Here is a 23,967-nt window from a genome sequence, read left to right on the forward strand (position 1 = left end):
TCAGACGAGGGCCAGGGGCGTGTGCGGTCCGTCCGGCAGCTCGACGCGCACCGCGTCGCCGGGCCGCACCACGCCCCCGGTGAGCACGACGCTCATGACCCCGGACCTGAACCGCGCCGCGCCGTCGGCGCCCCGCCCGACGACCTGCTTCAGCAGGCCCTTGCGGAACCGGTCGATCTGCGCGCACGGGTTGCGCAGCCCGGTCACCTCGACCACGGCCTCGTCCCCGAGGTGCAGCCGGGTGCCCGTCGGCAGGCCGAGCAGATCGACCCCGCGGGTGGTCACGTTCTCCCCGAGCTGCCCGGCGGCGACCTCGAAACCGGCGGCGCGGACCTCGTCGAACAGCTCCTCGTGCAGGAGGTGGACCTGCCGCAGATTCGGCTGTGCCGGATCCTGCGCCATCCGGAACCGGTGCTGCACCGTCGCGCCGGCGTGCACGTCGCCCTCGACGCCGAGGCCCGCGACGAGCGTGACGCTCGCGCGGTTCGGCTTGCTGAAGGAGTAGGTGCCGCTGCTGCTCACCGCGCTGATCGTCATCTCGCTCATGACCGCAGCGTATCCACCGGCCGGCGCCACCACAGACGCGGTTTTCCCCTCGTCGTCGCTTCCAAGCTGTCACGCCACCGCCGGTAGCGGAGCGCACCACTCCAGTGACGCCGAGTGGCGCATCAGCACTCGATGATGTTGACCGCCAGCCCGCCGCGCGCCGTCTCCTTGTACTTCACCGACATGTCCGCGCCGGTGTCCTTCATCGTCTTGATGACCTTGTCCAGCGACACCTTGTGGGAGCCGTCGCCGCGCATCGCCATCCGCGCGGCCGTGACCGCCTTCACGGCGGCCATGCCGTTGCGCTCGATGCACGGGATCTGCACCAGGCCGCCGACCGGGTCGCAGGTGAGGCCCAGGTTGTGCTCCATGCCGATCTCGGCGGCGTTCTCCACCTGCTCGGGGGAGCCGCCCAGCACCTCCGCGAGGGCGCCCGCGGCCATGGAGCAGGCCGAGCCCACCTCGCCCTGGCAGCCGACCTCGGCGCCGGAGATGGAGGCGTTCTCCTTGAAGAGCATGCCGATGGCGCCGGCGGCGAGCAGGAAGCGGACCACGCCCTCCTCGTCGGCGCCGGGCACGAAGTTGATGTAGTAGTGCAGGACCGCGGGGATGATCCCGGCCGCGCCGTTGGTCGGGGCGGTCACCACGCGCCCGCCGGCCGCGTTCTCCTCGTTGACCGCCATGGCGTAGAGGGTGATCCACTCCATCGCCAGGGCCTGCGGGTCGCCCTCGGAGCGCAGCTTGCGCGCGGTCGTCGCCGCCCGGCGCTTGACCCGCAGCCCGCCCGGCAGGATGCCCTCGCGGGACATGCCGCGCTCCACGCACTCGCGCATCACCCGCCAGATCTCCAGCAGGCCCGCGCGGATCTCCTCCTCGGTGCGCCAGGCCCGCTCGTTCTCCAGCATCAGCGCGGAGATCGACAGGCCGGTCTCCTTGGTCAGGCGCAGCAGCTCGTCACCGGTGCGGAAGGGGTACTTCAGCACCGTGTCGTCGAGCTTGATGCGGTCCGCGCCGACCGCGTCCTCGTCGACGACGAAACCGCCGCCCACCGAGTAGTACGTCTTGGTCAGCAGCTCGGCGCCGTCGGCGTCGTAGGCCCACAGCGTCATGCCGTTGGCGTGGTACGGCAGCGTCTTGCGGCGGTGCAGGACCAGGTCCGCGTCGAAGTCGAAGGCGATCTCGCGCTCGCCGAGCAGCCGCAGCCGGCGCTCGGCCTTGATCGTCTCCACCCGCTCGTCGGCGGTCTCCACGTCGACCGTGCGCGGCGAGTCGCCCTCCAGGCCGAGCAGCACCGCCTTGGGGGTGCCGTGGCCGTGGCCGGTGGCGCCCAGCGAGCCGTACAGCTCGGTGCGGACGGTGGTGACCGAGTCCAGCAGGCCCTCGTTGCGCAGCCGGCGCGCGAACATGCGGGCCGCGCGCATCGGGCCGACCGTGTGGGAACTGGACGGGCCGATGCCGATCGAGAACAGGTCGAAGACCGAGATGGCCACGTCAGACTCCTCGCAATACGGGTGGTGGCGGGGCACCCGGTGGGGTGCCCCGCACGGGGTGGTGCTTACTTGCCGACGCTCGGGTAGAGCGGGTGCTTGTCCGCCAGGGCGGTGACCCTGGACTTCAGTGCCTCGATGTCGCAGGCCGGCTTGAGCGCCTGCGCGATCACGTCCGCGACCTCGCGGAAGTCCTCGGCCGTGAAGCCGCGGGTGGCGAGCGCGGGCGTGCCGATCCGCAGGCCGGACGTCACCATCGGCGGACGCGGGTCGTTGGGGACCGCGTTGCGGTTGACGGTGATGCCGACCTCGTGGAGCCGGTCCTCGGCCTGCTGCCCGTCCAGCTCCGACTCACGCAGGTCGACCAGGACCAGGTGGACGTCGGTGCCGCCGGTGAGGACGTTGATCCCGGCCTCGCGCGCGTCCGGGGCGGTCAGCCGCTCGGCGAGGATCCGCGCGCCTTCCACTGTACGGCGCTGGCGCTCCTTGAACTCCTCCGAGGCGGCGATCTTGAAGGAGACCGCCTTGGCCGCGATCACGTGCTCCAGGGGGCCGCCCTGGAAGCCCGGGAAGACGGCGGAGTTCAGCTTCTTCGCGAACTCCTTGCCGCGGGCGAGGATGATGCCGCCGCGCGGGCCGCCCAGCGTCTTGTGCGTGGTGGACGTCACGACGTCGGCGTACGGCACCGGGTTCTCGTGCAGCCCGGCGGCGACCAGACCGGCGAAGTGCGCCATGTCGACCCACAGGTACGCCTCGACCTCGTCCGCGATCCGGCGGAACTCGGCGAAGTCGAGCCGGCGCGGGTACGCTGACCAGCCCGCGATGATCACCTTGGGGCGGTGCTCCTTGGCGAGCCGCTCGACCTCGGCCATGTCGACCAGGCCGTTGTCGTCCACGTGGTACGCGACCACGTCGAACTGCTTGCCGGAGAAGTTCAGCCGCATCCCGTGGGTGAGGTGACCGCCGTGCGCCAGGTCCAGGCCCAGGATGGTGTCGCCGGGCTGGGCCAGGGCGAACAGCGCGGCCTGGTTGGCGGAGGCGCCCGAGTGCGGCTGCACGTTGGCGTACTCGGCGCCGAACAGCTCCTTGACCCGGTCGATGGCGAGCTGCTCGGTGACGTCGACGTGCTCGCAGCCGCCGTAGTAGCGGCGGCCCGGGTAGCCCTCGGCGTACTTGTTGGTCAGGACCGAGCCCTGGGCCTCCATGACCGCCAGCGGGGCGAAGTTCTCGGAGGCGATCATCTCCAGGGTGGACTGCTGGCGGCGCAGCTCGGCGTCGACGGCGGCCGCGACCTCCGGGTCCAGCTCGTGCAGGGGCGTGTTCAGGACAGTCATCGGTGGCGGGCTCCTCAGCCGGCGGAAAAGGCGGTGTACTCGTCGGCGGAGAGCAGGTCGGACGGCTCCTCCGTGACGCGTACCTTGAACAGCCAGCCGCCCTCGAAGGGCGCGGAGTTCACCAGCGACGGGTCGTTGACGACGTCCTCGTTGACCTCGGTGACCTCGCCGGACACCGGGGAGTACAGGTCGCTGACCGACTTGGTCGACTCCAGCTCGCCGCAGGTCTCGCCCGCGGACACGGTGTCACCGACCTCCGGGAGCTGCACGAAGACGACATCGCCGAGCGCGTTGGCCGCGTGCTCCGTGATGCCGACCGTCGCGACGCCGTCCTCGGCGGCCGACAGCCACTCGTGCTCCTTGCTGTAGCGCAGCTGCTGGGGGTTGCTCATGGCCTGAATTCTCCTGTACGCGGGGGAGTGCTGATGAATGGGGGACTGCCGGAACCGTGCGTGAGCAGCGCGAAGGTGCGCGGTGTCACGTACGGGACCGCGCTCGGTGGCTACTTCTGGCGCTTGTAGAAGGGGAGCGCGACGACCTCGTACGGCTCGTGACTGCCCCGGATGTCCACGCCCACGCCCGGCGTGCCCGGAGCGGCGTGCGCGGCGTCCACGTAGGCCATGGCGATCGGCTTGCCCAGCGTCGGGGAGGGCGCGCCGGAGGTGACCTCGCCGATGACCTCGCCGTCCGCGACGACCGCGTACCCGGCGCGCGGGACCCGGCGGCCCTCGGCGACCAGCCCGACGAGGACGCGCGGCGGGTTCTGCCCGGCGCGCGCGGCGGCCTCGGCGAGCGCCTCGCGGCCCACGAAGTCGCCCTCCTTGTCGAACTTGACCACCCGGCCGAGCCCGGCGTCGAACGGGGTCAGCGAGGTCGACAGCTCGTGCCCGTACAGCGGCATGCCCGCCTCCAGGCGCAGGGTGTCCCGGCAGGACAGGCCGCACGGCACCAGGCCCGCGCCCTCGCCGGCCTTGGTCAGCGCCTGCCACAGCTCCACGGCGTGCTCCGGCCTCACGAACAGCTCGAAGCCGTCCTCGCCGGTGTAGCCGGTGCGGGCGATCAGCGCGGGGACACCGGCGACGGTGCCGGGCAGCCCGGCGTAGTACTTCAGGCCGTCGAGGTCGGCGTCGGTGACGCTCGCCAAAATCTGCGGGGACGCCGGGCCCTGGACGGCGATCAGCGCGTACGCGTCCCGGTCGTCGCGCACCTCGGCGTCGAAGCCGGCGGAGCGCTCGGTGAGCGCGTCGAGCACGACCTGGGCGTTGGAGGCGTTGGCCACGACCATGTACTCGGTCTCGGCCAGGCGGTAGACGATCAGGTCGTCGAGGATGCCGCCGTCCTCCTGGCAGATCATGGTGTAGCGGGCGCGGCCCACGCCGACGGAGGCGATGTTGCCGACCAGGGCGTAGTTCAGCAGCGCGGCGGCCTGGGGACCGGTCACGGTGATCTCACCCATGTGGGAGAGGTCGAAGAGACCGGCCCTGGTGCGCACGGCGTGGTGCTCGTCGCGCTCCGAGCCGTAGCGCAGCGGCATGTCCCAGCCGGCGAAGTCGGTCATCGTCGCGCCCAGCGAGCGATGCACGGCATCGAGCGCGGTGTGACGCTTCTGCGAGGGTTCGGTACTGCTCATCGGTCGGTCGTCTCCCAGGGCATGAACGCATGCGGGCGAGGGCAGGTCCTCCCCATCTGTCATCGGAACCTGAGAGGTTCGCCGCGACCGCCAGAGGGACGATCACGGCTTGCACCTTGGGTGGGGCCGGATCTCCTCGCCGAGGACGGGAGCGGCCCGCTTTTCAGATGTGCCTCGCCCGCGCGGTAACGGGGCCTGAGAGATTCAAGGGAGGGACTTGCTCCTTCGGCGCCCCGGCGACACGGTGGCCGGGGACTCTCCCGCGCGGATTCAAACGGCCGGTATGCAGTTGGCGCGCACATCATTGCACGCCGGGCCGGATCGTGGCAGACCACATCTGTAACCGGGCTGTGGCGGTACGAGAACGAAAACACGAGACATCGCGGATTACCTTCTCTTTACACTCGATGGGCATGGGAACACGTGAACCGCCCCAGGGAGGACGATCACGGTGAACAGGACCAGGGCCTACGCGACCACCACCGGCATCGCGGTGCCCGGCCGGCCGGGCGTCCCGGTGAAGGAGGCCTGCCACTCGCTGCCCGCACCCGTCGTCCGCGACCTGCGCGAGCGCGGCGGCCGCAGCCCGCACGCGCTGCTCTTCGGACCCCGGGACCTCGCGGTCGTCACCGGACTGCCCGGCAGCGGCAAGTCGACCCTGATGCGCCGCACGGTGCGCGGCGCCCGGCGCGTCGACTCCCAGGACACCCGCGACCGCTTCGACCGCCGGACGCCGCCCTGGCTGCCGTACGCGGTCTACCGCCCCCTGGTCCGCCTCGCCCACTACGCCGGTCTGCGCCGCGCCCTGCGCACCGGCGAGGGCGTCGTCGTCCACGACTGCGGCACCCAGGCCTGGGTGCGCCGCTGGCTGGCCCGCGAGGCCCGCCGCCGCGGCGGTACCCTCCACCTCCTGCTCCTCGACGTCACCCCCGAACAGGCGCTGGCCGGCCAGCGCGCCCGCGGCCGCGGCGTCTCGCGGTACGCCTTCCTCCGCCATCGCACCGCCGCCACCCGCCTCCTGCACGCCATCGAACACGGCCGGCTCCCGCACGGCTGCACCTCCGCCGTCCTCCTCGACCGCGACGCCGCGAACACCCTCCGCCGCATCGGCTTCACCGGCTGAGCGGACGGGCCGCGCGGGCGGCACGGGGCCCGGACGCACCCGTTAGCCTGGGCGGGCACAGGCAGTGCAGTGTTCTTGAGCAGGCGGTAGGCAGATGGACTTCCCGGCGGGTTTTTCCGCGGACTTCCCGGCGCAGACGCACCCGCAGCCGCACGGCGGCTGGCCCGGCAACGAGTTGGAGGAGGTGCTGTCCGCGTCCCTCGGGGCGGGCCCGTCGGCCGGCGGGCGGATCGTCGAGGTGCTCGGCCGCAGCTTCGTGTGGGTGCCGCTGCCGCAGGGCGGCGGTCCGGACAGCGGCTCGCTCGACCTGCCGGCCATGGAGATCGAGGGCCAGGCCTACGTCCCGGTGTTCAGCTCCGAGGAGCAGCTGCGCCAGGTCGCCGGCGCCCACATGGCGTACACCATCGCCCCGGCCGTGGAGTTCGCGCGCGGGCTGCCGCCGCAGGCCGGCATCGCCCTGAACCCCGGCGGTGTGGTCGGCGTCCCGCTGCCCCCGCCCGCCGTCGCCGAGCTGTGCCGGGCCGGCCGCACCCCGCTGGACGGGCCCGCGAGCGGCGGCCGCGTCCGCCTCTTCGAGCCGGACTGGCAGGACGACCCGGTCGACTTCCTCTCCGCCGCCTCCGCCGAGTTCGACGGCACCGCGGCCGTGCTCACCGCCCGCCGCTGCCTCGCGGCCATCGAGACCGCCGACCCGGTGATGTTCGTCGGCGTCGAACTCGCCCAGTGGGAGGGCGACGCCCGCGCCCTGCCCCTGGACGCCCTCGGCCGGGCCCTGGCCAGGGTCCCCGTGCGGTGGCCCGTCAACCTGGTCCTCCTCGACGTGGCGGAGGACCCGGTGGGCCGCTGGATGCGCGAGCGGGTCCGCCCCTTCTACACCCGGGGCTGAAGCGCCTCCAGGGACGCGGGGCGGTGCCGGGACGCGGCTGCGCCCCATGGGCCCCTGGGGCGCGACCGGCCGTGCGCCGGCCGCGGCCGCGATGCGGCACCGGCTCCCGACCCGGCGAGCACCCTTAAGCTAGGGCACGGCTCGAAAAACAGGGCGTTATACGAAGGGGCGTTGAAGAGTGAGCGCTGGCACGGCCGCCGCAGGCCAGGTCGAGCACATGCTGCGCCAGGTCACCCCCGGCCGCTACGACGCCTACGAGGCCCTGCTGCGCGCCCTCGCGACCCCCTCGTCCGGCCAGGTCTGGATGCTGCTGTGGCACGGCCAGGCCGGCAGCCCCGACGCCCAGTACGGCACGATGGAGGTCGACGGCCACGGGTACGCCCCCTGCGTCACCTCCGCCCAGGAGCTGTCCGCCAGCGGCTGGAACCGCAGTTACGAAGTGGTCGACGGCGTCGACGTGGCCCGCACCCTCTACCCCGAGCACTACGGCCTCTGGCTGAACCCGCACGCCCCCGGCGGCGGCGTCGGCATCCCCTGGCTCGACCTGCGCCGGATCGCCACGGGCCTGGACCGCCAGCCCGCCGGGCCGCTGCGGCTCGCCGAGCCGACCATCGAGATCCCCGCGTTCTACGCCCTGCTCACCCAGAACGCCCATCGCACCCCCGCGGTGCGCTCCCTGCGCCGCGCCTGGGTGCAGCCCGCGCTCGGCGCCCCGTACCTCGCCATCGGGCTGGACGTGTACGACACCTCCCCGGCCGCCGTCGACTCGGTGCGCGCGATGATGCAGCAGTCCATCGGCGCCGTACCGGACGGCCTGCCGGTGTCGACGGTCGCGATGTCCGACCCGTACGACCCGGTCGCGATGTGGCTGCGCGCCCACGCCCGCCCGTTCTACGACCGCGAGGCGCACGCGGTGCCCGCCCAGCCGCCCGCGCAGGCCCCGGCGGCCGGCTACGGCTACCCGCCGGCCCCGCCGGTCCAGGGCCGCTACTGACCGCCCGCGGACGCCGTCCGCATCCCGGTCGGGTGCGGGTCCCCGGCGCCTCTTCGCGCGTAGAGGCAGGGCAGAAAAGGCAGTTCTGTCCTGATTGCCCCAACTGGTCCGCGTCCGGCCCGCGTTACACACCGTTCGGATAACGGAACCCGGCAGACAGCATCACGGTTACGCATCCATTCACCGCCAAGTCTGGCAACAGATCGCCAAAGCGTTGAAGACTCCCGCACCAGGGGTGTTCGCCCGGGTGTTCGCCCCTTGTGTACGACGGACTGATCACGCCGCTACAGCGGCAAGTGCGGGCCGGCTACCGCCGGTTGAGAGGGGTCCCTGCCAGATGACGGCACCATTGCACGAGCCGACCGCGGAAGCGGCTCCGAGTGCGGCCGAGGAAGCGGCGCTGGCCGGCGGCGAGGCGAAGGCCGTACAGGGACGTTCCCTGGGGCGCATCGCCTGGGAACGGCTGAAGCGCGACAAACTGGCCCTCGCGGGCGGCATCGTGGTGCTGTTCCTGATCCTGGTCGCCGTGCTCGCGCCGGTGATCACCGGACTCGCCGGACAGGACCCCGAGGCCCACCACGAGGACCTCATCGACCCGCTGTTCGGCACCCCGGTCGGCTCCTTCGGCGGCATCAGCGGTGAGCACTGGCTCGGCGTCGAGCCGGTCAACGGCCGCGACATCTTCGCCCGTATCGTCTACGGCGCCCAGATCTCGCTGCTCGTCGGCTTCCTGTCGGCGATCGTCGCCGTCGTCATCGGCACCGTCCTCGGCATCCTCGCCGGCTTCTTCGGCGGCTGGGTCGACACCGTCATCAGCCGGGTCATGGACGGCCTGCTGGCCTTCCCCCAGCTGCTGTTCATCATCGCGCTCGTCTCGGTGATGCCGAGCGAGATGCTGGGCCTGACCGGCACCGGCGTGCGCCTGTTCGTGATGATCCTGGTCATCGGCTTCTTCGGCTGGCCCTACATCGGACGCGTGGTGCGCGGCCAGACGCTCTCGCTGCGCGAGCGCGAGTACGTCGAGGCGGCCCGCTCGCTGGGTGCCGGGCGGTTCTACATCCTCTTCAAGGAGCTGCTGCCCAACCTGGTCGCGCCGATCATCGTGTACACGACGATGATGATTCCCACCAACATCCTCACCGAGGCGGCGCTCAGCTTCCTGGGCGTCGGTGTCAAGCCGCCGACGCCGTCCTGGGGGCAGATGCTCTCGAACGCGATCGACTACTACGACTCGGACCCCATGTACATGGTGATCCCGGGCGTGGCGATCTTCATCACCGTTCTTGCCTTCAACCTCTTCGGCGACGGCGTCCGCGACGCGCTCGACCCGAAGGGCTCCCGCTGACCTGCCGTACCCCAAGCGACCCGTGGCGCAAGGCACGGGGTCTCTCATCAATTCCGGAGGATCCGAGATCGTGACTACCCAACGCACCTCAGGGCGGCGCAAGCAGGCCATGGCCGCTGCCGCGGTGGTCGCCGCGCTGCTGACCACGGCGGCGTGCGGCGGCGGCGGTGGCAAGGACAGCAACAACGGGTCGAAGAACGGCGCGGCCGGCTTCGACGCGGCGAACAACAAGGTCGCCCAGGCCGACCTGGCGAAGAAGGGCGGCACCCTGAAGTTCGCCGCCCCGCAGGACGCCGACTCGTGGGACACCACCCGCGGCTACTACGGCTTCATGTGGAACTTCGCGCGCTACTACAGCCGCCAGCTCGTCACGAACAAGACGGAGCCGGGCAAGGCCGGCACCGAGCTGACCCCGGACCTCGCCACCGGTCTCGCCAAGATCAGCGACGACGGCAAGACCTACACGTACACCCTGCGTGACGGCATCACCTGGGAGGACGGCAAGCCGATCACCTCCAAGGACATCAAGTACGGCATCGAGCGCGTCTGGGCGCAGGACGTGCTGTCCGGCGGCCCGACGTACCTCAAGGAGGTGCTCGACCCCAAGGGTGAGTACGAGGGCCCGTACAAGGACAAGTCCAAGGACAAGCTCGGCCTGAAGGCCATCGAGACCCCGGACGACAAGACCATCGTCTTCAAGCTGCCCGAGGCCAACTCGGACTTCGAGGAGATGCTGGCGCTCATCTCGGCCTCCCCGGTCCGCCAGGACAAGGACACCAAGTCCAAGTACGGCCTGAAGCCGTTCTCCTCCGGCCCGTACAAGTTCGAGTCGTACAGCCCGGGCAAGGACCTGACGCTGGTCCGCAACCCCGAGTGGAAGCAGTCCTCGGACCCGATCCGCAAGGCCTACCCGGACAAGATCACGGTCAAGTTCTTCTCGAACGCCAACGACCTGGACGCCCGTCTGATCGCCGGTGACTACGACCTGGACCTGGCCCAGACCAGCCTCTCCCCGCAGGGCCGCGCCACCGCCCTGAAGGAGCACAAGGCCAACCTGGACAACCCGGTCTCCGGCTACATCCGGTACGCGGCCCTCGCGCAGAACGTGAAGCCGTTCGACAACATCCACTGCCGCAAGGCGGTCCTCTACGGCGCCGACCACGTCTCGCTGCAGACCGCGCGCGGCGGCCCCGTCGCCGGCGGTGACATCGGCACCAACATGCTGCCTCCGGGCATCCCGGGCGGCGAGGGCCAGAAGTACGACCCGTACGGCATGGCCGGTGAGAACAAGAAGGGCAACGTCGCCAAGGCCAAGGAAGAGCTGAAGGCCTGCGGCAAGCCGAACGGCTTCAAGACCAAGATCGCGGTCCGCAACAACAAGCCCGCCGAGGTCGCCACCGCCGAGTCCCTCCAGGCCTCGCTGAAGAAGGTCGGCATCCAGGTCGAGATCGACCAGTACGACGGTGCCCAGAACTCCAGCGTGGTCGGCAGCCCCTCCAACGTGGAGAAGAAGGGCTACGGCATCATCATCATGGGCTGGGGCGCGGACTTCCCGTCCGTCCAGGGCTTCGGTCTGCCGCTGTGGCACAGCAAGTACATCCTCGAGAGCGCCAACAACAACTACGCGCTGATCGAGGACAAGGAGATCGACGGCCTCTTCGCCGACTACACGAAGACGCTGGACGAGGCCGAGAAGGTCGAGATCGCCAAGCAGATCAACCACAAGGTGATGGAGGGCGCGTACTACCTGCCCTTCGTCTTCGAGCGGTTCCTGAACTGGCGCTCGGACCGGCTGGCGAACGTGTACACCACCGACGCGTACAGCGGTCAGTACGACTTCGTCAACCTCGGTCTGAAGAACACGAAGTAACCGGCACACCCGCCGTACGGCACGAAAGGCAGGTGAAGGCCGGCGCGGCGTGACCGCGGGCCCCGGAAGACCTCCGGCGGCCCGCGGTCCGCGGCGGGCCGTTAGCTGTGCTCGCTTACCTCATCAGGCGGTTGTTCGCCGCCGCAGTGATGCTCGTGGTCATCGTCGTGGTGGTCTTCAGCATCTTCTTCCTCATCCCCAAGTGGGCGGGCGTCGACGTCGCCCTGAACTTCGTGGGCAAGCAGGCCGACCCCGCCGCCGTCGAGGGCGTGCGGGAGAAGCTGGGCCTCGGCGACCCGATCTACTCCCAGGTCTGGGAGTTCTTCAAGGGCATCTTCGTCGGCCGCACCTACGCCGGCGGCGGTGACATCACGCAGTGCGCCGCGCCGTGCTTCGGCTACTCCTTCCGCAGCGAACAGGCCATCTGGCCCGTGCTGACCGACCGCTTCCCGGTGACCCTGGGCCTGGCGCTCGGAGCGGCCGTACTGTGGCTGATCTTCGGCCTGGCCGCGGGTGTGCTCTCCGCCCTCAAGCGGGGCAGCTTCTGGGACCGCGGCGCGATGATCGTCGCCCTGGCGGGTGTCTCCCTCCCCATCTACTTCACCGGTCTGCTCAGCCTCGCGATCTTCTCCTACGGACTGGGCTGGATCAACGGTGAGTTCGTCCCCCTGGAGGAGAGCTTCACCGGCTGGCTCGGCGGCATGATCCTGCCGTGGGTCACCCTCGCCTTCCTCTACGCGGCGATGTACGCCCGCATCACCCGCGCCACCATGCTGGAGATCCTCGGCGAGGACTACATCCGCACGGCGCGCGCCAAGGGTCTGCGGGAGCAGGTCGTCATCCGCAAGCACGCCATGCGCTCGACGATGACGCCCATCCTCACCATGCTCGGCATGGACCTGGGCGCCCTCATCGGCGGGGCGATCCTGACCGAGACCACGTTCTCGCTGCCCGGCCTCGGCCAGGCCGTGCTGAACGCGATCAAGAACCAGGACCTGCCCGTCATCCTGGGCGTCACCCTGATCACTTCTCTCGCGGTGCTCATCGCCAACCTCGTGGTGGACGTCCTGTACGCCGTGATCGACCCCCGAGTGAGGCTCACATGACCGAACTCAGCAAGACGGGCGCGGCCGTGGGCGAGCCCACTTCCGCCACCGGCCCCGCCCCGACCGCCTTCCTCGAAGTGCGCGACCTGAAGGTGCACTTCCCCACCGACGACGGCCTGGTGAAGTCCGTCGACGGGCTCAGCTTCCAGCTGGAGAAGGGCAAGACCCTCGGTATCGTGGGCGAGTCCGGCTCCGGCAAGTCGGTGACCTCGCTGGGCATCATGGGCCTGCACACGGCCGGCAACTACGGCAAGCGCAAGCCGCGGATCTCCGGCGAGATCTGGCTCAACGGCACCGAGCTGCTGACGGCGGACCCGGACCACGTGCGCCGGATGCGCGGCCGCGAGATGGCGATGATCTTCCAGGACCCGCTGTCCGCGCTGCACCCGTACTACACGATCGGCCAGCAGATCGTGGAGGCGTACCGGATCCACCACGACGTCGACAAGAAGACCGCCAAGCGCCGCGCGGTCGAGATGCTGGACCGGGTGGGCATCCCGCAGCCCGACAAGCGCGTCGACAGCTACCCGCACGAGTTCTCCGGCGGTATGCGCCAGCGCGCGATGATCGCGATGTCGCTGGTCAACAATCCCGAACTGCTCATCGCGGACGAGCCGACCACCGCCCTGGACGTCACCGTCCAGGCGCAGATCCTCGACCTGATCCGGGATCTGCAGAAGGAGTTCGGCTCGGCGGTCATCGTCATCACCCACGACCTGGGCGTCGTCGCCGAGCTGGCCGACGACCTCCTGGTGATGTACGGCGGCCGGTGCGTCGAGCGCGGCCCCGCCGAGAAGGTGTTCTACGAGCCCCGCCACCCCTACACCTGGGGTCTGCTCGGCTCGATGCCGCGCCTCGACCGCGACCAGCAGGAACGGCTGATCCCGGTCAAGGGCTCCCCGCCCTCCCTCATCAACGTCCCGTCCGGCTGCGCCTTCAACCCGCGCTGCCCGTACGCGGACCTGCCGAAGGACAACGTCACCCGCACGGTCCGCCCGGAGCTGACCGAGGTCGGCAGCCGGCACTGGGCCGCCTGCCACATGACGCAGGAGCAGCGGGAGCGTATCTGGACCGAAGAGATTGCGCCGAAGCTGTGAGCGACGAGAAAGCAGTGACGATCCCCGCGCAGAGCGCGTCCGGCGGGGAGGCCGACGGTGACGTGCTGCTCAAGGTCACCGGCCTGCAGAAGCACTTCCCGATCAAGAAGGGGCTGCTGAAGCGGCAGGTCGGCGCGGTCCACGCGGTCGACGGCATCGACTTCGAGGTGCGCCGGGGCGAGACCCTGGGCGTCGTCGGCGAGTCCGGCTGCGGCAAGTCGACGATGGGCCGGCTGATCACCCGGCTGCTGGAGCCGACCGGCGGCACGGTCGAGTTCGAGGGCAAGGACATCACGCACCTCGGGGTGGCGGGCATGCGTCCGCTGCGCCGCGATGTGCAGATGATCTTCCAGGACCCGTACTCGTCGCTGAACCCGCGCCACACCATCGGCACGATCATCGGCGCCCCCTTCCGGCTCCAGGGCGTCGAGCCCGAGGGCGGCATCAAGAAGGAGGTGCAGCGGCTGCTGTCGGTGGTCGGGCTCAACCCCGAGCACTACAACCGCTACCCGCACGAGTTCTCCGGCGGTCAGCGCCAGCGCATCGGCATCGCCCGCGCGCTCGCGCTGAACCCGAAGCTGGTCGTGGCCGACGAGCCGGTCTCCGCGCTGGACGTGTCGATCCAGGCGCAGGTGGTGAACCTGCTGGACGACCTCCAGCAGGAGCTGGGCCTGACGTACGTGATCATCGCGCACGACCTCTCGGTGGTCCGGCACGTCTCGGACCGGATAGCGGTGATGTACCTCGGCAAGATCGTGGAGCTGGCCGACCGTGACCTGCTCTACAAGACGCCGATGCACCCGTACACCAAGGCGCTGATGTCAGCGGTGCCGATCCCGGACCCGAAGCGCAAGAACGCCAAGAGCGAGCGGATCCTGCTCAAGGGCGACGTGCCCTCGCCGATCTCCCCGCCGAGCGGCTGCCGGTTCCACACCCGGTGCTGGAAGGCGACGGAGATCTGCAAGACGACCGAGCCGCCGCTGCTGGAGCTGCGCCCCGGCCAGCGGGTCGCCTGCCACCACCCGGAGAACTTCGAGGACCAGGCCCCGCAGGACACGGTCCTGCTGAGCGCCGCCAAGGAGGCGGGCGAGCTGGTGCCGGACGCGGTGCTGGAGGAGTCGGCGGAGACGTCGGCGGCGGTGAAGAAGGCCGTTGCGAAGGACGCCGGGAAGGCCGTCGAGAAGGACGTCGCGAAGGCGTCCGACGACGGGGCCTCCACCGAAGAGAAGTAAATGATCAAGGGGGGTACGCCTGCGTTTGCCAGGTGCACCCCCCTTGACGCGTCAGAATGTTCGGGTGCTCCAGCAACTGTTCACCCCGTCCGTCCAGCACACCCTGGATCTGGTCGGCATCTTCGTCTTCGCGATCTCCGGCGCGCTGCTGGCCGTCCGCAAGAACTTCGACGTCTTCGGCATCGCCGTCCTCGCCGAGGTCACCGCGCTGGGCGGCGGGCTCTTCCGTGACCTGATCATCGGCGCCGTACCGCCGGCCGCCTTCACGGACCTGGGGTACTTCCTCACCCCGCTGCTCGCCGCGCTGCTCGTCTTCTTCCTCCACCCGCAGGTCGAGCGCATCCAGACCGGGGTGAACGTCTTCGACGCCGCCGGGCTCGGCCTGTTCTGCGTCTCCGGGACGATAAAGGCCTACGAGTACGGTCTCGGCCTGACCGCCTCCGCGACCCTCGGCCTCGCCACCGCGGTCGGCGGCGGTGTGCTGCGCGACGTGCTCGCCAACGAGGTGCCCTCGCTGCTGCGCTGGGACCGGGACCTGTACGCGGTGCCCGCGATGGTGGGCGCCACGATGGTGGCGCTGTGCATCCGCTTCGACGCGCTGACCACGGTGACCTCCGGGGCCGCCGTCGTCACCGCCTTCGCGCTGCGGCTGCTCGCGATGCGCTTCAACTGGCGCGCGCCGCGGGCGTGGAACCGGCGGTCCACGGTCCGGGAAGAGGACCCCTCAAAAGCTACCGCTTAGTAGTTTCTTGTTGTACCGTACCGCCATGGCTCAGGCATCCCAGGCGACGATCGGTGACAGCGAGTTCGACCGCGACACGGCCGTCACCCGCCGCGCGGACGGCGTCTACGACATCGACCTCTCCGCCGGCTGGACCATCATCAGCGCCGTCAACGGCGGCTATCTGCTGGCCGTCCTGGGCCGCGCGCTCGCCGACGCCCTGCCGCACCCGGACCCGTTCACCATCTCCGCGCACTACCTGACCGCCTCCCAGCCGGGCCCCGCGGTCGTCCGCACCGACGTGGTCCGCACCGGCCGCACCCTCTCCACCGGCCAGGCCTCCCTCTTCCAGTACGACGAGCAGGGCGACGAGGTCGAGCGGATCCGCGTCCTCGCCTCCTACGGCGACCTGGACACCCTCCCCGACGACGTCCGTACGACGGCGAAGCCGCCCGCGATCCCGCCGATCGAGCAGTGCTTCGGCCCCGACGACGCGCCCGCCCCCGTGCCCGGCAGCTCCGCCATCACCGACCGGCTGATGCTCAAGCTGGACCCCGCCACCCTCGGCTGGGCGCTCGGCGCGCCCTCCGGCAAGGGCGAGATGCGGGCCTGGTTCGGCCTCAAGGACGGGCGCGACGCCGACCCGCTCTCCCTGCTGCTCGCGGTGGACGCGCTGCCGCCCACCGCCTTCGAACTGGGCCTCTCCGGCTGGGTGCCCACGGTCGAACTCACCGTCCACGTCCGCTGCCGCCCGGCTCCGGGACCGCTGCGCGTCTCCATCACCACCCGCAATCTCGCGGGCGGCTTCCTGGAGGAGGACGCGGAGGTCTGGGACAGCGCCGACCGCCTGGTGGCCCAGTCCCGCCAACTGGCGAGGGTCCGGCTGTAGGGGGCCCTTCCGGGGTACGGACCTCCGGGGACTTGCAGGGCTCTCGGTGACGGCAAGGCCTTCAGGGGCGCGGGGAACCGCGCGACCAGCCCCCACGACCCGCACCCGCCGACGAACCGCAGAGTCAAACCCAGTAGGCGCTTGGGACCCACCCCTACCCTGACTCCGTGAAGTCGGACCGCCTCCTCTCCATCCTCCTCCTGCTGCAGACCCGCGGCCGCGTCACCGCCACCGAACTCGCCGAACGGCTCGAAGTCTCCGTCCGCACCATCTACCGGGACATCGAGTCCCTGTCCGCCGCCGGCGTCCCGGTCTACGCCGAACGCGGCCGCCACGGCGGCATCGAACTGCTCGCCGGCTTCCGCACCGACGTCACCGGACTCACCGCGGACGAGTCCCGCGCCCTGTTCGTCCTCGCCGCACAGGGCGCCCACGCGGCCCTCGGCCTGGACGCCGCCCTCGGCTCCGCCCTGCGCAAGGTGATGGCCGCCCTGCCCGCCCCGCACCGCCCGGCCGCCGACGTCATCTCCCGCCGCGTCCTCGTCGACGCCACCCGCTGGAAGGGCGGCCCGGGCCCCGCCGCCGATCTCGACGTGCTGCGGGACGCGGTCTTCGCCGACCGCCGGCTGCGGCTGCGCTACCGGCACGGCGGCACCGGTACGCCGCGCACCTACACCGTCGACCCGTACGGCCTGGTCGCCAAGGCGGGCGTCTGGTACCTCGTCGCCGACCGGCGGGGACGGCCGCGGCTGTTCCGCGCCGACCGGGTGCGGTCCGCGCAGGTTCTCGACGACCCGGTCCGGCGTCGCGCGGGCGTCGGACTGACCGACCTGTGGGAAGAGTTGCGCCGGCGGGTCGAGGAGCGGCCGGGCGGCCTGGAGGTCACCGCCAGGGTCCGCCGCGACCGCCTCGGCCTCTTCCTGCGCATCACCGCGCCCTGGCTCGTCGAGCGACCCGAGGACCCCGAGAGCAAGGAGGAATGCGAGGACCCCGAGAACCAGGGGCGATCCGAGGACGGCGACTGGGTCACCGTACGGCTGGCGTTCGGCGTCCTCGGCGAGACCCGCGTGCTGCTCCAGTTCGCCGACCGGGTGGAGGTCGTGTCACCGCCCGAGGTGCGCGCGGAAATCGCGCGGGCGGCGGCGGCCGTGACCGCGCTGTACGGGGACTGAACCGGCGGCCGTCACGGGGCGGTTCCGTCCCGCCAGTGCGCGCGGCCGAGGCCGATCAGCCGGAGCCGGCGGATGGCGAGCCGGGTGACGCGCCGGCGCTCCTCCTCCGGGGCGTCCAGGGTCTCCAGGAACTGCGAGGCGGTGACGAGCATCTGGTCGACGTAGAGACCGGCGAGCATCAGCAGGTCGTCGTCGCTCCAGCCCTCCGACTCCCGGTCCTTGGCCAGCTCGGTCCTCACCTCCTCGGTGAACCGGGCCAGTTGCTCCCGGATCGCCTCGCGCACCGGCTGCACCCCGCCGTGGCGCTCGCGGGCGATGAACCTCACGTGCGCGGGGTACGCGTCCACATGACGGGCGATCAGTTCGACGGCGCGCGTGGCGCGTTCGTCGTGGTCGTCCACCGCGGACACCGTCGTCCGGATCATCGGGTGCAGGCTGCCCAGCGCCTCCTCGACCAGGGTCACGCCGAGGTCCGCCGTGGAGCGGAAGTGCCGGTAGAAGGCGGTCGGGGCGACACCGACGGCGCGGGTGACCTCACGCAGGCCCAGGCTGCTCAGGCTCTGCTCCTCCAGCAGCCGCAACGCCGCGTCGAGGAGCGCCTGCCGGGTCTTCTGCTTCTGGGCCTGCCGGATACCGAGGGTGTGACTCATGCCATGCAGTTAACAACTGTTCTCCATAAGGGGGAAGAGATGAAGCGGGTTAGACTGGGTAGTCAGTGAACAGTTGTACTCGCGATCGTTCACCGAGAGAGGGGGGAACCCTCATGCTCTTCCTCGTCGCGGCCCTGCTCCTGCTGGGCGTGGTCCTGGGCACCGTCGCCCACGCGCCGCTCACCTTCTCCGTCGCGATGGGCGCGGTCATCGCCGTCTGGCTCGGCGTCTTCGCCGTCCGCGAGCGCCACGCCCGCCGCCGGGGCACACCGTCCCACTGAGCCCCGCTCAGTCCCGCCGAGTCGCGCTCGGTCCCACCGAGCCGCGCTCGGTCCCACTGACCGGATCAACCGACCGTCGGGAGCTGACCGACATGCATCTCACCGCACCGGCAACCCGTCGCACCGGCATCCGCGACACCGACGGCATGGCCGTCGCGTCCTTCGTCCTCGGACTGCTCGGACTGCTCGTCTTCAACATCTTCCTGGGGCCCGTCGCCATCACCTTGGCGGGGATCGCCCTGTGGCGCGGCACGCGGCGCCGCGGCCGCGCCCTGCTCGGCCTCGGGCTGGGCGTCGCCGACCTGGTGGTGCTGCTCGCCTTCGTGCAGGCCGACAACACCGTCTCGTGGAGCTTCTGAGCGAGCCGCCGAGGGGACTGCCGGGCGGGCTCGCGGGCCCGCCCGCCGACCGGGCGCCGAGGGGCGCGGGGGAGCGCGCCGTAGAATCGGGCTCACCATGGCATACCTCGACCACGCCGCGACCACCCCGATGCTCCCGGAGGCGGCAGAGGCACTGACCGCCCATCTGGGCGTCACGGGCAACGCCTCCTCCCTGCACGCGTCCGGCAGACGGGCCCGCCGCACCGTCGAGGAAGCCCGCGAGACCCTCGCCGAGGCCCTGGGCGCCCGCCCCAGCGAGGTGGTCTTCACCTCCGGCGGCACCGAGGCGGACAACCTCGCCGTCAAGGGCCTGTACTGGTCCCGGCGCGCCGCCGACGACCGCCGCACCCGCGTCCTCGCCAGCCCGGTCGAGCACCACGCGGTCCTCGACGCGGTCCACTGGCTCGGCGAACACGAGGGCGCCGTGGTCGAGTACCTGCCCGTCGACGCCTACGGCCGGGTCCACCCCGACGCGCTGCGCGAGGCCATCGCCCGCGACCCGGACGACGTCGCCCTCGCCACCGTGATGTGGGCCAACAACGAGATCGGCACCGTCCTGCCGGTGCGCGAACTCGCCGCCGTCGCGGCCGAGTTCGGCGTCCCGCTGCACGCCGACGCGGTCCAGGCGGTCGGCCAGCTCCCGGTCGACTTCGGCACCTCGGGCCTCGCCGCGATGACCGTGTCCGGCCACAAGATCGGCGGCCCGTACGGCATCGGCGCGCTGCTGCTGGGCCGCGAGCACAGTCCCGTACCGGTGCTGCACGGCGGCGGCCAGGAACGGCACGTGCGCTCCGGCACCCTCGACGTCCCCGCCATCGCCTCCTTCGCCGTCGCCGCCCGGCACGCCGCCGAGCACCGCGAGCGCTTCGCCCGCGAGATCGGCGCCCTGCGCGACGACCTGGTCACGGCGGTCCGTGCGGCGGTCCCGGACGCGATCCTCGGCGGCGACCCGGTCGACCGGCTCCCGGCCAACGCCCACTTCACCTTCCCCGGCTGCGAGGGCGACTCCCTGCTGCTGCTCCTCGACGCGCAGGGCATCGAGTGCTCCACCGGATCCGCCTGCACCGCCGGCGTCGCCCAGCCCAGCCATGTCCTGCTCGCCACCGGCACCGACCCGGACCTGGCCCGCGGCACCCTGCGCTTCTCGCTCGGCCACACGTCCACCGCGGCCGACGTGGAGGCGGTCGCCAAGGCGATCGGGCCGGCGGTGGAGCGGGCGCGCGCGGCGGGGCTGACGTAGCGCGCCGGGGTTCTCGGGGCACGAAAAAGGACCTACGAGACGGGTTCCCTTCGCCGGTATTGCCCGGATCAGGTGGCTGGGGGTCGCCTTCCGGTCTTGCGACCTTCCGGCCTCTCAGCCCGTCCGTCGACGTCGGCCATGGCGGAGGCGTCAGCGTCTCGCCACAGTCGGCGACTCCGGTCCGGACTCCCTCACTCGTCCCGTAGGCCTGCTCCCAGGATAGGACGCCCAGGCTGGGATGTAACCGGTCGAATGCCGCTTTTTTCGGCTAGGCCGGTCCGGGTGACGCCGCCGCGGACACCGCCTGCCGCACCAGCCTCAGATACCGCTCCCAGTCCCAGTGCGGCCCCGGATCGGTGTGGTCCGTGCCCGGCACCTCCACGTGCCCGATGATGTGCTCCCGGTCCACCGGGATGCCGTACCGCCGGCAGATTCCCGCCGTCAGCCGGGCCGACGCGGCGTACATCGCGTCCGTGAGGTCCTGCGGGCGGTCGACGAAGCCCGCGTGCTCGATGCCGATGCTGCGCTCGTTGTACTCCCGGTTGCCCGCGTGGTACGCCACGTCCAGCTCGCGGATCATCTGCGCGATCCGGCCGTCCTGCCCCACGATGTAGTGCGACGCCGCGCCGTGACCGGGGTCCTGGAAGACCTTCACCGCGCTGTCGAAGCTGCCCTGCGTGACATGGACGATCACCATGTCTATCGCGTAGTCGTCGGGCCGGTCCGCCCACCGGAAGTTGGCCGAGGAGGCCGCCACCCACCGTGCGCCCCGGTAGTCGACCGCGCCCTCCTCGCGGGGCTTGCGCACGCCCGGCACCTGCCACCACAGCCGCGACAGCTCGTCGCGCGCCAGCACCGCCCCGGTGCCGAGCACGGCCGCCGCGCCGCCCACGATCAGCGAGCGGCGCCCGATCCGCCGGCGTGAGCCGTCCCTCGTCTGCTCCATGTCAGCCAGAACGGATACTCGCGGGCCGCGGTTCCCGCGCCCCCGTACCCTGGAGGGGTTATGACTGACACCCCGCAGCGCTCCCGCCCGCTCCGCGTCCTCGCCGCCATGTCCGGCGGTGTCGACTCCGCCGTCGCCGCCGCCCGCGCGGCCGAGGCCGGCCACGACGTGACCGGCGTCCACCTGGCGCTCTCCGCGAACCCCCAGTCGTTCCGTACCGGCGCGCGGGGCTGTTGCACCATCGAGGACTCCCGGGACGCCCGCCGCGCGGCGGACGTCATCGGCATCCCGTTCTACGTCTGGGACCTCGCCGACCGCTTCCGCGAGGACGTCGTCGAGGACTTCGTCGCCGAGTACGAGGCCGGCCGCACCCCGAATCCGTGCCTGCGCTGCAACGAGAAGATCAAGTTCGCCGCGCTCCTCGACAAGGCGCTCGCCCTCGGTTTCGACGCGGTCTGCACCGGCCACTACGCCAAGGTGATCGTCCGCGAGGACGGCACCCGCGAGCTGCACCGCGCCTCCGACATGGCCAAGGACCAGTCGTACGTCCTCGGCGTCCTCGACGACAGGCAGCTCGCCCACGCGATGTTCCCGCTCGGCGACACGGTCACCACGAAGGAGGAGATCCGCGCGGAGGCCGAGCGGCGCGGGCTGGCGGTCGCCAAGAAGCCCGACTCGCACGACATCTGCTTCATCGCCGACGGCGACACCCAGGGCTTCCTGGCGAAGCGCCTGGGCAGGTCCGAGGGCGACATCGTCGACGAGGCCGGCAACAAGCTCGGCACCCACGAGGGCGCCTACGGCTTCACCATCGGCCAGCGCAAGGGCCTGCGGATCGGCACGCCCGCCCCCGACGGCAAGCCGCGCTACGTCCTCGACATCTCGCCCGTGAACAACACCGTCACGGTCGGCCCCGCGGAGGCCCTGGACGTCACCGCCCTCACCGCGATCAAGCCCCGCTGGTGCGGCGCCGCCCCCGCCGGCCCCGGCACCTACACCGCCCAGCTGCGCGCCCACGGCGGCGAGACGCCGGTCACCGCGGAGCTCGTCGACGGCGAACTGCGCGTCGAGTTCACCGAGCCGGTCCGCGGCGTCGCCCCCGGCCAGGCGATCGTCCTGTACGACGGCACCCGCGTGGTGGGCTCGGCGACCATCGCGTCGACGGTACGGGCGACGACGGCGGCCGGAGCGGCCTGAGCCGGCCCGCACGGCACGAATGGCACACGCGCGGACGCGTCCCGCCCGGCGCGCTCGGGTGCCGGGCGTCCTCCGCGCGGTGCCTGGTCACCCCGCCGAGAAGAACTCCGCCAGCACCGGCCCCAGCACCTGCGGGTCCACCATGTGCGTCTGGCCCTCCAGCGTGCGGTGGATGCCCCGGGGCGCCGCCTCCGCGACCGCGCGCACCGCCTCGCGGGCCCAGGCGGGGCTCTCCGCGCCCGCCACGGCGAGGACGGGCACCGACAGGGCGGCGAGCCGTTCCCGGGGGAGGAGTCCGTCGCCCATCACGGCGTCGTCGTAGGCGAGGCTGGGGGCGATCGCCTCCATCTCGGCCCACATGGGGGAGCGCCGCGCGCCCGCGATCATCTCCGGGGCCATGCCCGTCAGGCGCAGGAACAGCTCGACGGCGTCCCCGCGCCGCCCCTCCGCCAGCGCGCGGGTCAGCCGCTCGGTGTAGCGGGCCCGGTCCCGCGCCCCGCCGGCGGCGAAGTCCACGTACGGCGGCTCGTACACCGCGACCCGCTCCACCGGCAGGCCGCTCGCCGCCGCCTCCAGGGCCAGCGCACCGCCCGACGACATGCCGTACAGCGACGCCTCGCCGCCCACCGTCTCGATCAGCGCCGCCAGGTCCTCGACCTCGCGGGCCACCGCGTACGGCGCCGTGTCGCCGCTGGCGCCGCGGCCCCGGCGGTCGTACACGACGACGTCGAAGCGCTCGCCGAGGACGGCGGCCAGCGGCGCCATCGTGTGCCCCGTCGACATGGCCCCGCTGATCAGGACGAGCGCGGGGCCCTCACCGGTGCGCTGGTACGCGAGGGGCGTGCCGTCGCGCGAGATGGTCTCCTTGTCCATGCCCATGGAGACTGCCACGGCGCGCGCACCTCATCGGTCACAACACTTCGACGTCGTAGAAACACAAGTGCCCCTTGATCGCGGCGACGTCCGGCCTGGGGTCCGGGTAGGACCAGACGAGGTCCGGCGCGTCCGGCAGCGACCAGTACGACGCGGTGCCCTTGAAGGGGCAGTGGGTGTGCGTGTCGGACGGGGTCAGCAGGTCGAGCCGGACGTCCTCGGCGGGGAGGTAGTAGCGCACCGGGCAGCCGGTCTCGCGCAGCACCAGGGGCCGCTCGCTCTCGGCCAGCACCTGCCCGCCGTGCACCACGCGCACGTGCTGGGTGCCCCGCTCGACGGTGATCGTGTGTCCATGGGCCATATCCGGACAGCGCCCGCGGGACGGCGGATGTTCCCGCGTACGGTGGGCGCCATGAACATCTGCGTCTTCCTCTCCGCAGCCGACCTCGACGACCGCTACACGCGCCCCGCGCGGGAGTTCGCGAAGCTGCTCGGCAAGGGCGGGCACACGCTCGTCTGGGGCGGCTCCGACGTCGGCCTGATGAAAGTCGTCGCGGACGGCGTGCAGGAGGCGGGCGGCCGGCTCGTCGGGGTCTCCGTCGACTTCCTGGCCGCGAAGGCGCGTCCCGGCGCCGACGAGATGGTGATCGCGCGGGACCTCGCCGAGCGCAAGCGGCTGCTGCTGGAGAAGTCGGACGCCGTGGTGATCATGGTGGGCGGGACCGGCACGCTGGACGAGGCCACCGAGATTTTGGAGCTGAAGAAGCACGGCAGGACCGACAAGCCGGTCGTGCTGCTGAACACCGCGGGCTTCTACGACGGCCTGAAGGAGCAGTTCCGGCGGATGGAGGACGAGGGCTTCCTGCCCCGCCCGCTGACCGACCTGGTGTTCTTCGCCGAGGAGCCGGTCGGGGCGCTGGCGTACCTGGAGGAGAGCCAGGGCGTGGCCTGACCGCGCGGTGATGCGA

25 protein-coding genes and 1 riboswitch are annotated in these 23,967 nt (G+C 71.5%); of the genes, 16 read left to right on the forward strand and 9 right to left on the reverse strand.

The window, feature by feature from the left end; translation table 11 throughout:
* The 5 genes from G7Z13_RS24525 to gcvT all read right to left on the reverse strand — a co-directional run bounded on the left by G7Z13_RS24525 (window position 1) and on the right by gcvT (window position 4,997).
* On the reverse strand, window positions 1–546 hold the full coding sequence (locus tag G7Z13_RS24525; RefSeq protein ID WP_166002393.1) for an MOSC domain-containing protein: 546 nt from the start codon (window positions 544–546) through the stop codon (window positions 1–3).
* 122 nt (window positions 547–668) lie between these two features.
* Complete coding sequence (locus tag G7Z13_RS24530) at window positions 669–2,036, reverse strand: L-serine ammonia-lyase (RefSeq protein ID WP_166002394.1); 1,368 nt, start codon at window positions 2,034–2,036, stop codon at window positions 669–671.
* 65 nt (window positions 2,037–2,101) lie between these two features.
* Window positions 2,102–3,367: a serine hydroxymethyltransferase gene (gene glyA, locus G7Z13_RS24535; protein WP_166002395.1), complete on the reverse strand. Its 1,266-nt coding sequence runs from the start codon at window positions 3,365–3,367 to the stop codon at window positions 2,102–2,104.
* Between the two features lie 14 nt (window positions 3,368–3,381).
* Window positions 3,382–3,759, reverse strand: a complete 378-nt coding sequence (gene gcvH / locus G7Z13_RS24540; RefSeq protein WP_166002396.1) for a glycine cleavage system protein GcvH — start codon at window positions 3,757–3,759, stop codon at window positions 3,382–3,384.
* Between the two features lie 110 nt (window positions 3,760–3,869).
* On the reverse strand, window positions 3,870–4,997 hold the full coding sequence (gene gcvT, locus G7Z13_RS24545) for a glycine cleavage system aminomethyltransferase GcvT (RefSeq protein ID WP_166002397.1): 1,128 nt from the start codon (window positions 4,995–4,997) through the stop codon (window positions 3,870–3,872).
* Between the two features lie 173 nt (window positions 4,998–5,170).
* Window positions 5,171–5,270, reverse strand: a riboswitch (glycine riboswitch).
* Window positions 5,271–5,448: 178 nt separating this feature from the next.
* Between gcvT and G7Z13_RS24550 the strand changes: the two genes are divergently transcribed.
* The 11 genes from G7Z13_RS24550 to G7Z13_RS24600 all read left to right on the forward strand — a co-directional run bounded on the left by G7Z13_RS24550 (window position 5,449) and on the right by G7Z13_RS24600 (window position 17,432).
* The gene (locus tag G7Z13_RS24550; RefSeq protein WP_166002398.1) at window positions 5,449–6,120 is read left to right on the forward strand and encodes an AAA family ATPase; all 672 of its coding nucleotides are present in this window, start codon (window positions 5,449–5,451) and stop codon (window positions 6,118–6,120) included.
* 94 nt (window positions 6,121–6,214) lie between these two features.
* Window positions 6,215–7,006, forward strand: coding sequence for an enhanced serine sensitivity protein SseB (locus G7Z13_RS24555; RefSeq protein ID WP_166002399.1), 792 nt, complete (start codon window positions 6,215–6,217; stop codon window positions 7,004–7,006).
* A 217-nt stretch (window positions 7,007–7,223) separates the two neighbouring features.
* Window positions 7,224–8,000: an enhanced serine sensitivity protein SseB C-terminal domain-containing protein gene (locus G7Z13_RS24560; protein ID WP_166005259.1), complete on the forward strand. Its 777-nt coding sequence runs from the start codon at window positions 7,224–7,226 to the stop codon at window positions 7,998–8,000.
* 337 nt (window positions 8,001–8,337) lie between these two features.
* Window positions 8,338–9,345 carry an ABC transporter permease gene (locus G7Z13_RS24565; protein WP_166002400.1) on the forward strand — a complete coding sequence of 336 codons (1,008 nt, stop codon included), beginning with the start codon at window positions 8,338–8,340 and terminating at the stop codon, window positions 9,343–9,345.
* Between the two features lie 70 nt (window positions 9,346–9,415).
* Window positions 9,416–11,215 (forward strand): ABC transporter substrate-binding protein, encoded by a 1,800-nt coding sequence (locus G7Z13_RS24570; RefSeq protein WP_166002401.1) that lies wholly within the window; start codon window positions 9,416–9,418, stop codon window positions 11,213–11,215.
* A gap of 107 nt (window positions 11,216–11,322) precedes the next feature.
* Window positions 11,323–12,321: an ABC transporter permease gene (locus tag G7Z13_RS24575; protein ID WP_166002402.1), complete on the forward strand. Its 999-nt coding sequence runs from the start codon at window positions 11,323–11,325 to the stop codon at window positions 12,319–12,321.
* Window positions 12,318–13,418, forward strand: a complete 1,101-nt coding sequence (locus G7Z13_RS24580) for an ABC transporter ATP-binding protein (RefSeq protein ID WP_166002403.1) — start codon at window positions 12,318–12,320, stop codon at window positions 13,416–13,418. Before G7Z13_RS24575 ends, G7Z13_RS24580 begins: the two co-directional genes overlap by 4 nt.
* Complete coding sequence (locus tag G7Z13_RS24585) at window positions 13,415–14,650, forward strand: dipeptide ABC transporter ATP-binding protein (RefSeq protein WP_166002404.1); 1,236 nt, start codon at window positions 13,415–13,417, stop codon at window positions 14,648–14,650. The genes G7Z13_RS24580 and G7Z13_RS24585 overlap by 4 nt, the downstream gene beginning before the upstream one ends.
* A 64-nt stretch (window positions 14,651–14,714) precedes the next feature.
* Window positions 14,715–15,392 carry a trimeric intracellular cation channel family protein gene (locus G7Z13_RS24590; RefSeq protein WP_166002405.1) on the forward strand — a complete coding sequence of 226 codons (678 nt, stop codon included), beginning with the start codon at window positions 14,715–14,717 and terminating at the stop codon, window positions 15,390–15,392.
* Window positions 15,393–15,417: 25 nt separating this feature from the next.
* Complete coding sequence (locus G7Z13_RS24595; RefSeq protein ID WP_166002406.1) at window positions 15,418–16,260, forward strand: thioesterase family protein; 843 nt, start codon at window positions 15,418–15,420, stop codon at window positions 16,258–16,260.
* 167 nt (window positions 16,261–16,427) lie between these two features.
* Complete coding sequence (locus G7Z13_RS24600) at window positions 16,428–17,432, forward strand: YafY family protein (RefSeq protein WP_166002407.1); 1,005 nt, start codon at window positions 16,428–16,430, stop codon at window positions 17,430–17,432.
* An 11-nt stretch (window positions 17,433–17,443) separates the two neighbouring features.
* On the opposite strand, the gene G7Z13_RS24605 is transcribed toward G7Z13_RS24600, so the two are convergent.
* Window positions 17,444–18,082 carry a TetR family transcriptional regulator gene (locus G7Z13_RS24605; RefSeq protein ID WP_166002408.1) on the reverse strand — a complete coding sequence of 213 codons (639 nt, stop codon included), beginning with the start codon at window positions 18,080–18,082 and terminating at the stop codon, window positions 17,444–17,446.
* 113 nt (window positions 18,083–18,195) lie between these two features.
* On the opposite strand from G7Z13_RS24605, the gene G7Z13_RS24610 reads away from it, so the two are divergent.
* The 3 genes from G7Z13_RS24610 (at window position 18,196) to G7Z13_RS24620 (ending at window position 19,983) form a co-directional block, all read left to right on the forward strand.
* Window positions 18,196–18,363, forward strand: coding sequence for a hypothetical protein (locus G7Z13_RS24610; protein WP_166002409.1), 168 nt, complete (start codon window positions 18,196–18,198; stop codon window positions 18,361–18,363).
* A gap of 92 nt (window positions 18,364–18,455) precedes the next feature.
* The gene (locus G7Z13_RS24615; RefSeq protein WP_166002410.1) at window positions 18,456–18,722 is read left to right on the forward strand and encodes a DUF4190 domain-containing protein; all 267 of its coding nucleotides are present in this window, start codon (window positions 18,456–18,458) and stop codon (window positions 18,720–18,722) included.
* Window positions 18,723–18,819: 97 nt separating this feature from the next.
* Window positions 18,820–19,983, forward strand: coding sequence for a cysteine desulfurase family protein (locus G7Z13_RS24620; RefSeq protein ID WP_166002411.1), 1,164 nt, complete (start codon window positions 18,820–18,822; stop codon window positions 19,981–19,983).
* 268 nt (window positions 19,984–20,251) lie between these two features.
* Here G7Z13_RS24620 and G7Z13_RS24625 read toward each other — a convergent pair whose 3' ends face one another.
* Window positions 20,252–20,929 (reverse strand): N-acetylmuramoyl-L-alanine amidase, encoded by a 678-nt coding sequence (locus tag G7Z13_RS24625; protein WP_166002412.1) that lies wholly within the window; start codon window positions 20,927–20,929, stop codon window positions 20,252–20,254.
* A 60-nt stretch (window positions 20,930–20,989) separates the two neighbouring features.
* On the opposite strand from G7Z13_RS24625, the gene mnmA reads away from it, so the two are divergent.
* The gene (gene mnmA, locus G7Z13_RS24630) at window positions 20,990–22,126 is read left to right on the forward strand and encodes a tRNA 2-thiouridine(34) synthase MnmA (RefSeq protein WP_166002413.1); all 1,137 of its coding nucleotides are present in this window, start codon (window positions 20,990–20,992) and stop codon (window positions 22,124–22,126) included.
* Window positions 22,127–22,213: 87 nt separating this feature from the next.
* Here mnmA and G7Z13_RS24635 read toward each other — a convergent pair whose 3' ends face one another.
* Both G7Z13_RS24635 and G7Z13_RS24640 read right to left on the reverse strand, forming a co-directional pair.
* Window positions 22,214–22,999 (reverse strand): alpha/beta hydrolase, encoded by a 786-nt coding sequence (locus tag G7Z13_RS24635; protein ID WP_166005261.1) that lies wholly within the window; start codon window positions 22,997–22,999, stop codon window positions 22,214–22,216.
* 37 nt (window positions 23,000–23,036) lie between these two features.
* Window positions 23,037–23,360, reverse strand: a complete 324-nt coding sequence (locus G7Z13_RS24640) for a DUF427 domain-containing protein (protein ID WP_166002414.1) — start codon at window positions 23,358–23,360, stop codon at window positions 23,037–23,039.
* A gap of 51 nt (window positions 23,361–23,411) precedes the next feature.
* Here G7Z13_RS24640 and G7Z13_RS24645 point away from each other — a divergent pair, with 51 nt between their 5' ends.
* Window positions 23,412–23,951, forward strand: coding sequence for a TIGR00730 family Rossman fold protein (locus tag G7Z13_RS24645; RefSeq protein ID WP_166002415.1), 540 nt, complete (start codon window positions 23,412–23,414; stop codon window positions 23,949–23,951).
* Window positions 23,952–23,967 lie beyond the last annotated feature (16 nt).

It is taken from the genome of Streptomyces sp. JB150, assembly GCF_011193355.1.
Lineage (GTDB): Bacteria > Actinomycetota > Actinomycetes > Streptomycetales > Streptomycetaceae > Streptomyces.

Excerpts from the sequence above, each read along its gene's own strand:
- G7Z13_RS24525 (WP_166002393.1), bottom strand. The coding sequence starts at position 546 with ATGAGCGAGATGACGATCAGCGCGGTGAGCAGCAGCGGCACCTACTCC.
- G7Z13_RS24615 (WP_166002410.1), top strand. The coding sequence starts at position 18,456 with ATGCATCTCACCGCACCGGCAACCCGTCGCACCGGCATCCGCGACACC.
- G7Z13_RS24625 (WP_166002412.1), bottom strand. The coding sequence starts at position 20,929 with ATGGAGCAGACGAGGGACGGCTCACGCCGGCGGATCGGGCGCCGCTCG.
- G7Z13_RS24580 (WP_166002403.1), top strand. The coding sequence starts at position 12,318 with ATGACCGAACTCAGCAAGACGGGCGCGGCCGTGGGCGAGCCCACTTCC.
- G7Z13_RS24640 (WP_166002414.1), bottom strand. The coding sequence starts at position 23,360 with ATGGCCCATGGACACACGATCACCGTCGAGCGGGGCACCCAGCACGTG.
- glyA (WP_166002395.1), bottom strand. The coding sequence starts at position 3,367 with ATGACTGTCCTGAACACGCCCCTGCACGAGCTGGACCCGGAGGTCGCG.
- G7Z13_RS24610 (WP_166002409.1), top strand. The coding sequence starts at position 18,196 with ATGCTCTTCCTCGTCGCGGCCCTGCTCCTGCTGGGCGTGGTCCTGGGC.
- gcvT (WP_166002397.1), bottom strand. The coding sequence starts at position 4,997 with ATGAGCAGTACCGAACCCTCGCAGAAGCGTCACACCGCGCTCGATGCC.
- gcvH (WP_166002396.1), bottom strand. The coding sequence starts at position 3,759 with ATGAGCAACCCCCAGCAGCTGCGCTACAGCAAGGAGCACGAGTGGCTG.
- G7Z13_RS24565 (WP_166002400.1), top strand. The coding sequence starts at position 8,338 with ATGACGGCACCATTGCACGAGCCGACCGCGGAAGCGGCTCCGAGTGCG.
- G7Z13_RS24620 (WP_166002411.1), top strand. The coding sequence starts at position 18,820 with ATGGCATACCTCGACCACGCCGCGACCACCCCGATGCTCCCGGAGGCG.
- G7Z13_RS24555 (WP_166002399.1), top strand. The coding sequence starts at position 6,215 with ATGGACTTCCCGGCGGGTTTTTCCGCGGACTTCCCGGCGCAGACGCAC.
- G7Z13_RS24645 (WP_166002415.1), top strand. The coding sequence starts at position 23,412 with ATGAACATCTGCGTCTTCCTCTCCGCAGCCGACCTCGACGACCGCTAC.
- G7Z13_RS24605 (WP_166002408.1), bottom strand. The coding sequence starts at position 18,082 with ATGAGTCACACCCTCGGTATCCGGCAGGCCCAGAAGCAGAAGACCCGG.
- G7Z13_RS24595 (WP_166002406.1), top strand. The coding sequence starts at position 15,418 with ATGGCTCAGGCATCCCAGGCGACGATCGGTGACAGCGAGTTCGACCGC.
- G7Z13_RS24635 (WP_166005261.1), bottom strand. The coding sequence starts at position 22,999 with ATGGACAAGGAGACCATCTCGCGCGACGGCACGCCCCTCGCGTACCAG.
- mnmA (WP_166002413.1), top strand. The coding sequence starts at position 20,990 with ATGACTGACACCCCGCAGCGCTCCCGCCCGCTCCGCGTCCTCGCCGCC.
- G7Z13_RS24560 (WP_166005259.1), top strand. The coding sequence starts at position 7,224 with ATGCTGCGCCAGGTCACCCCCGGCCGCTACGACGCCTACGAGGCCCTG.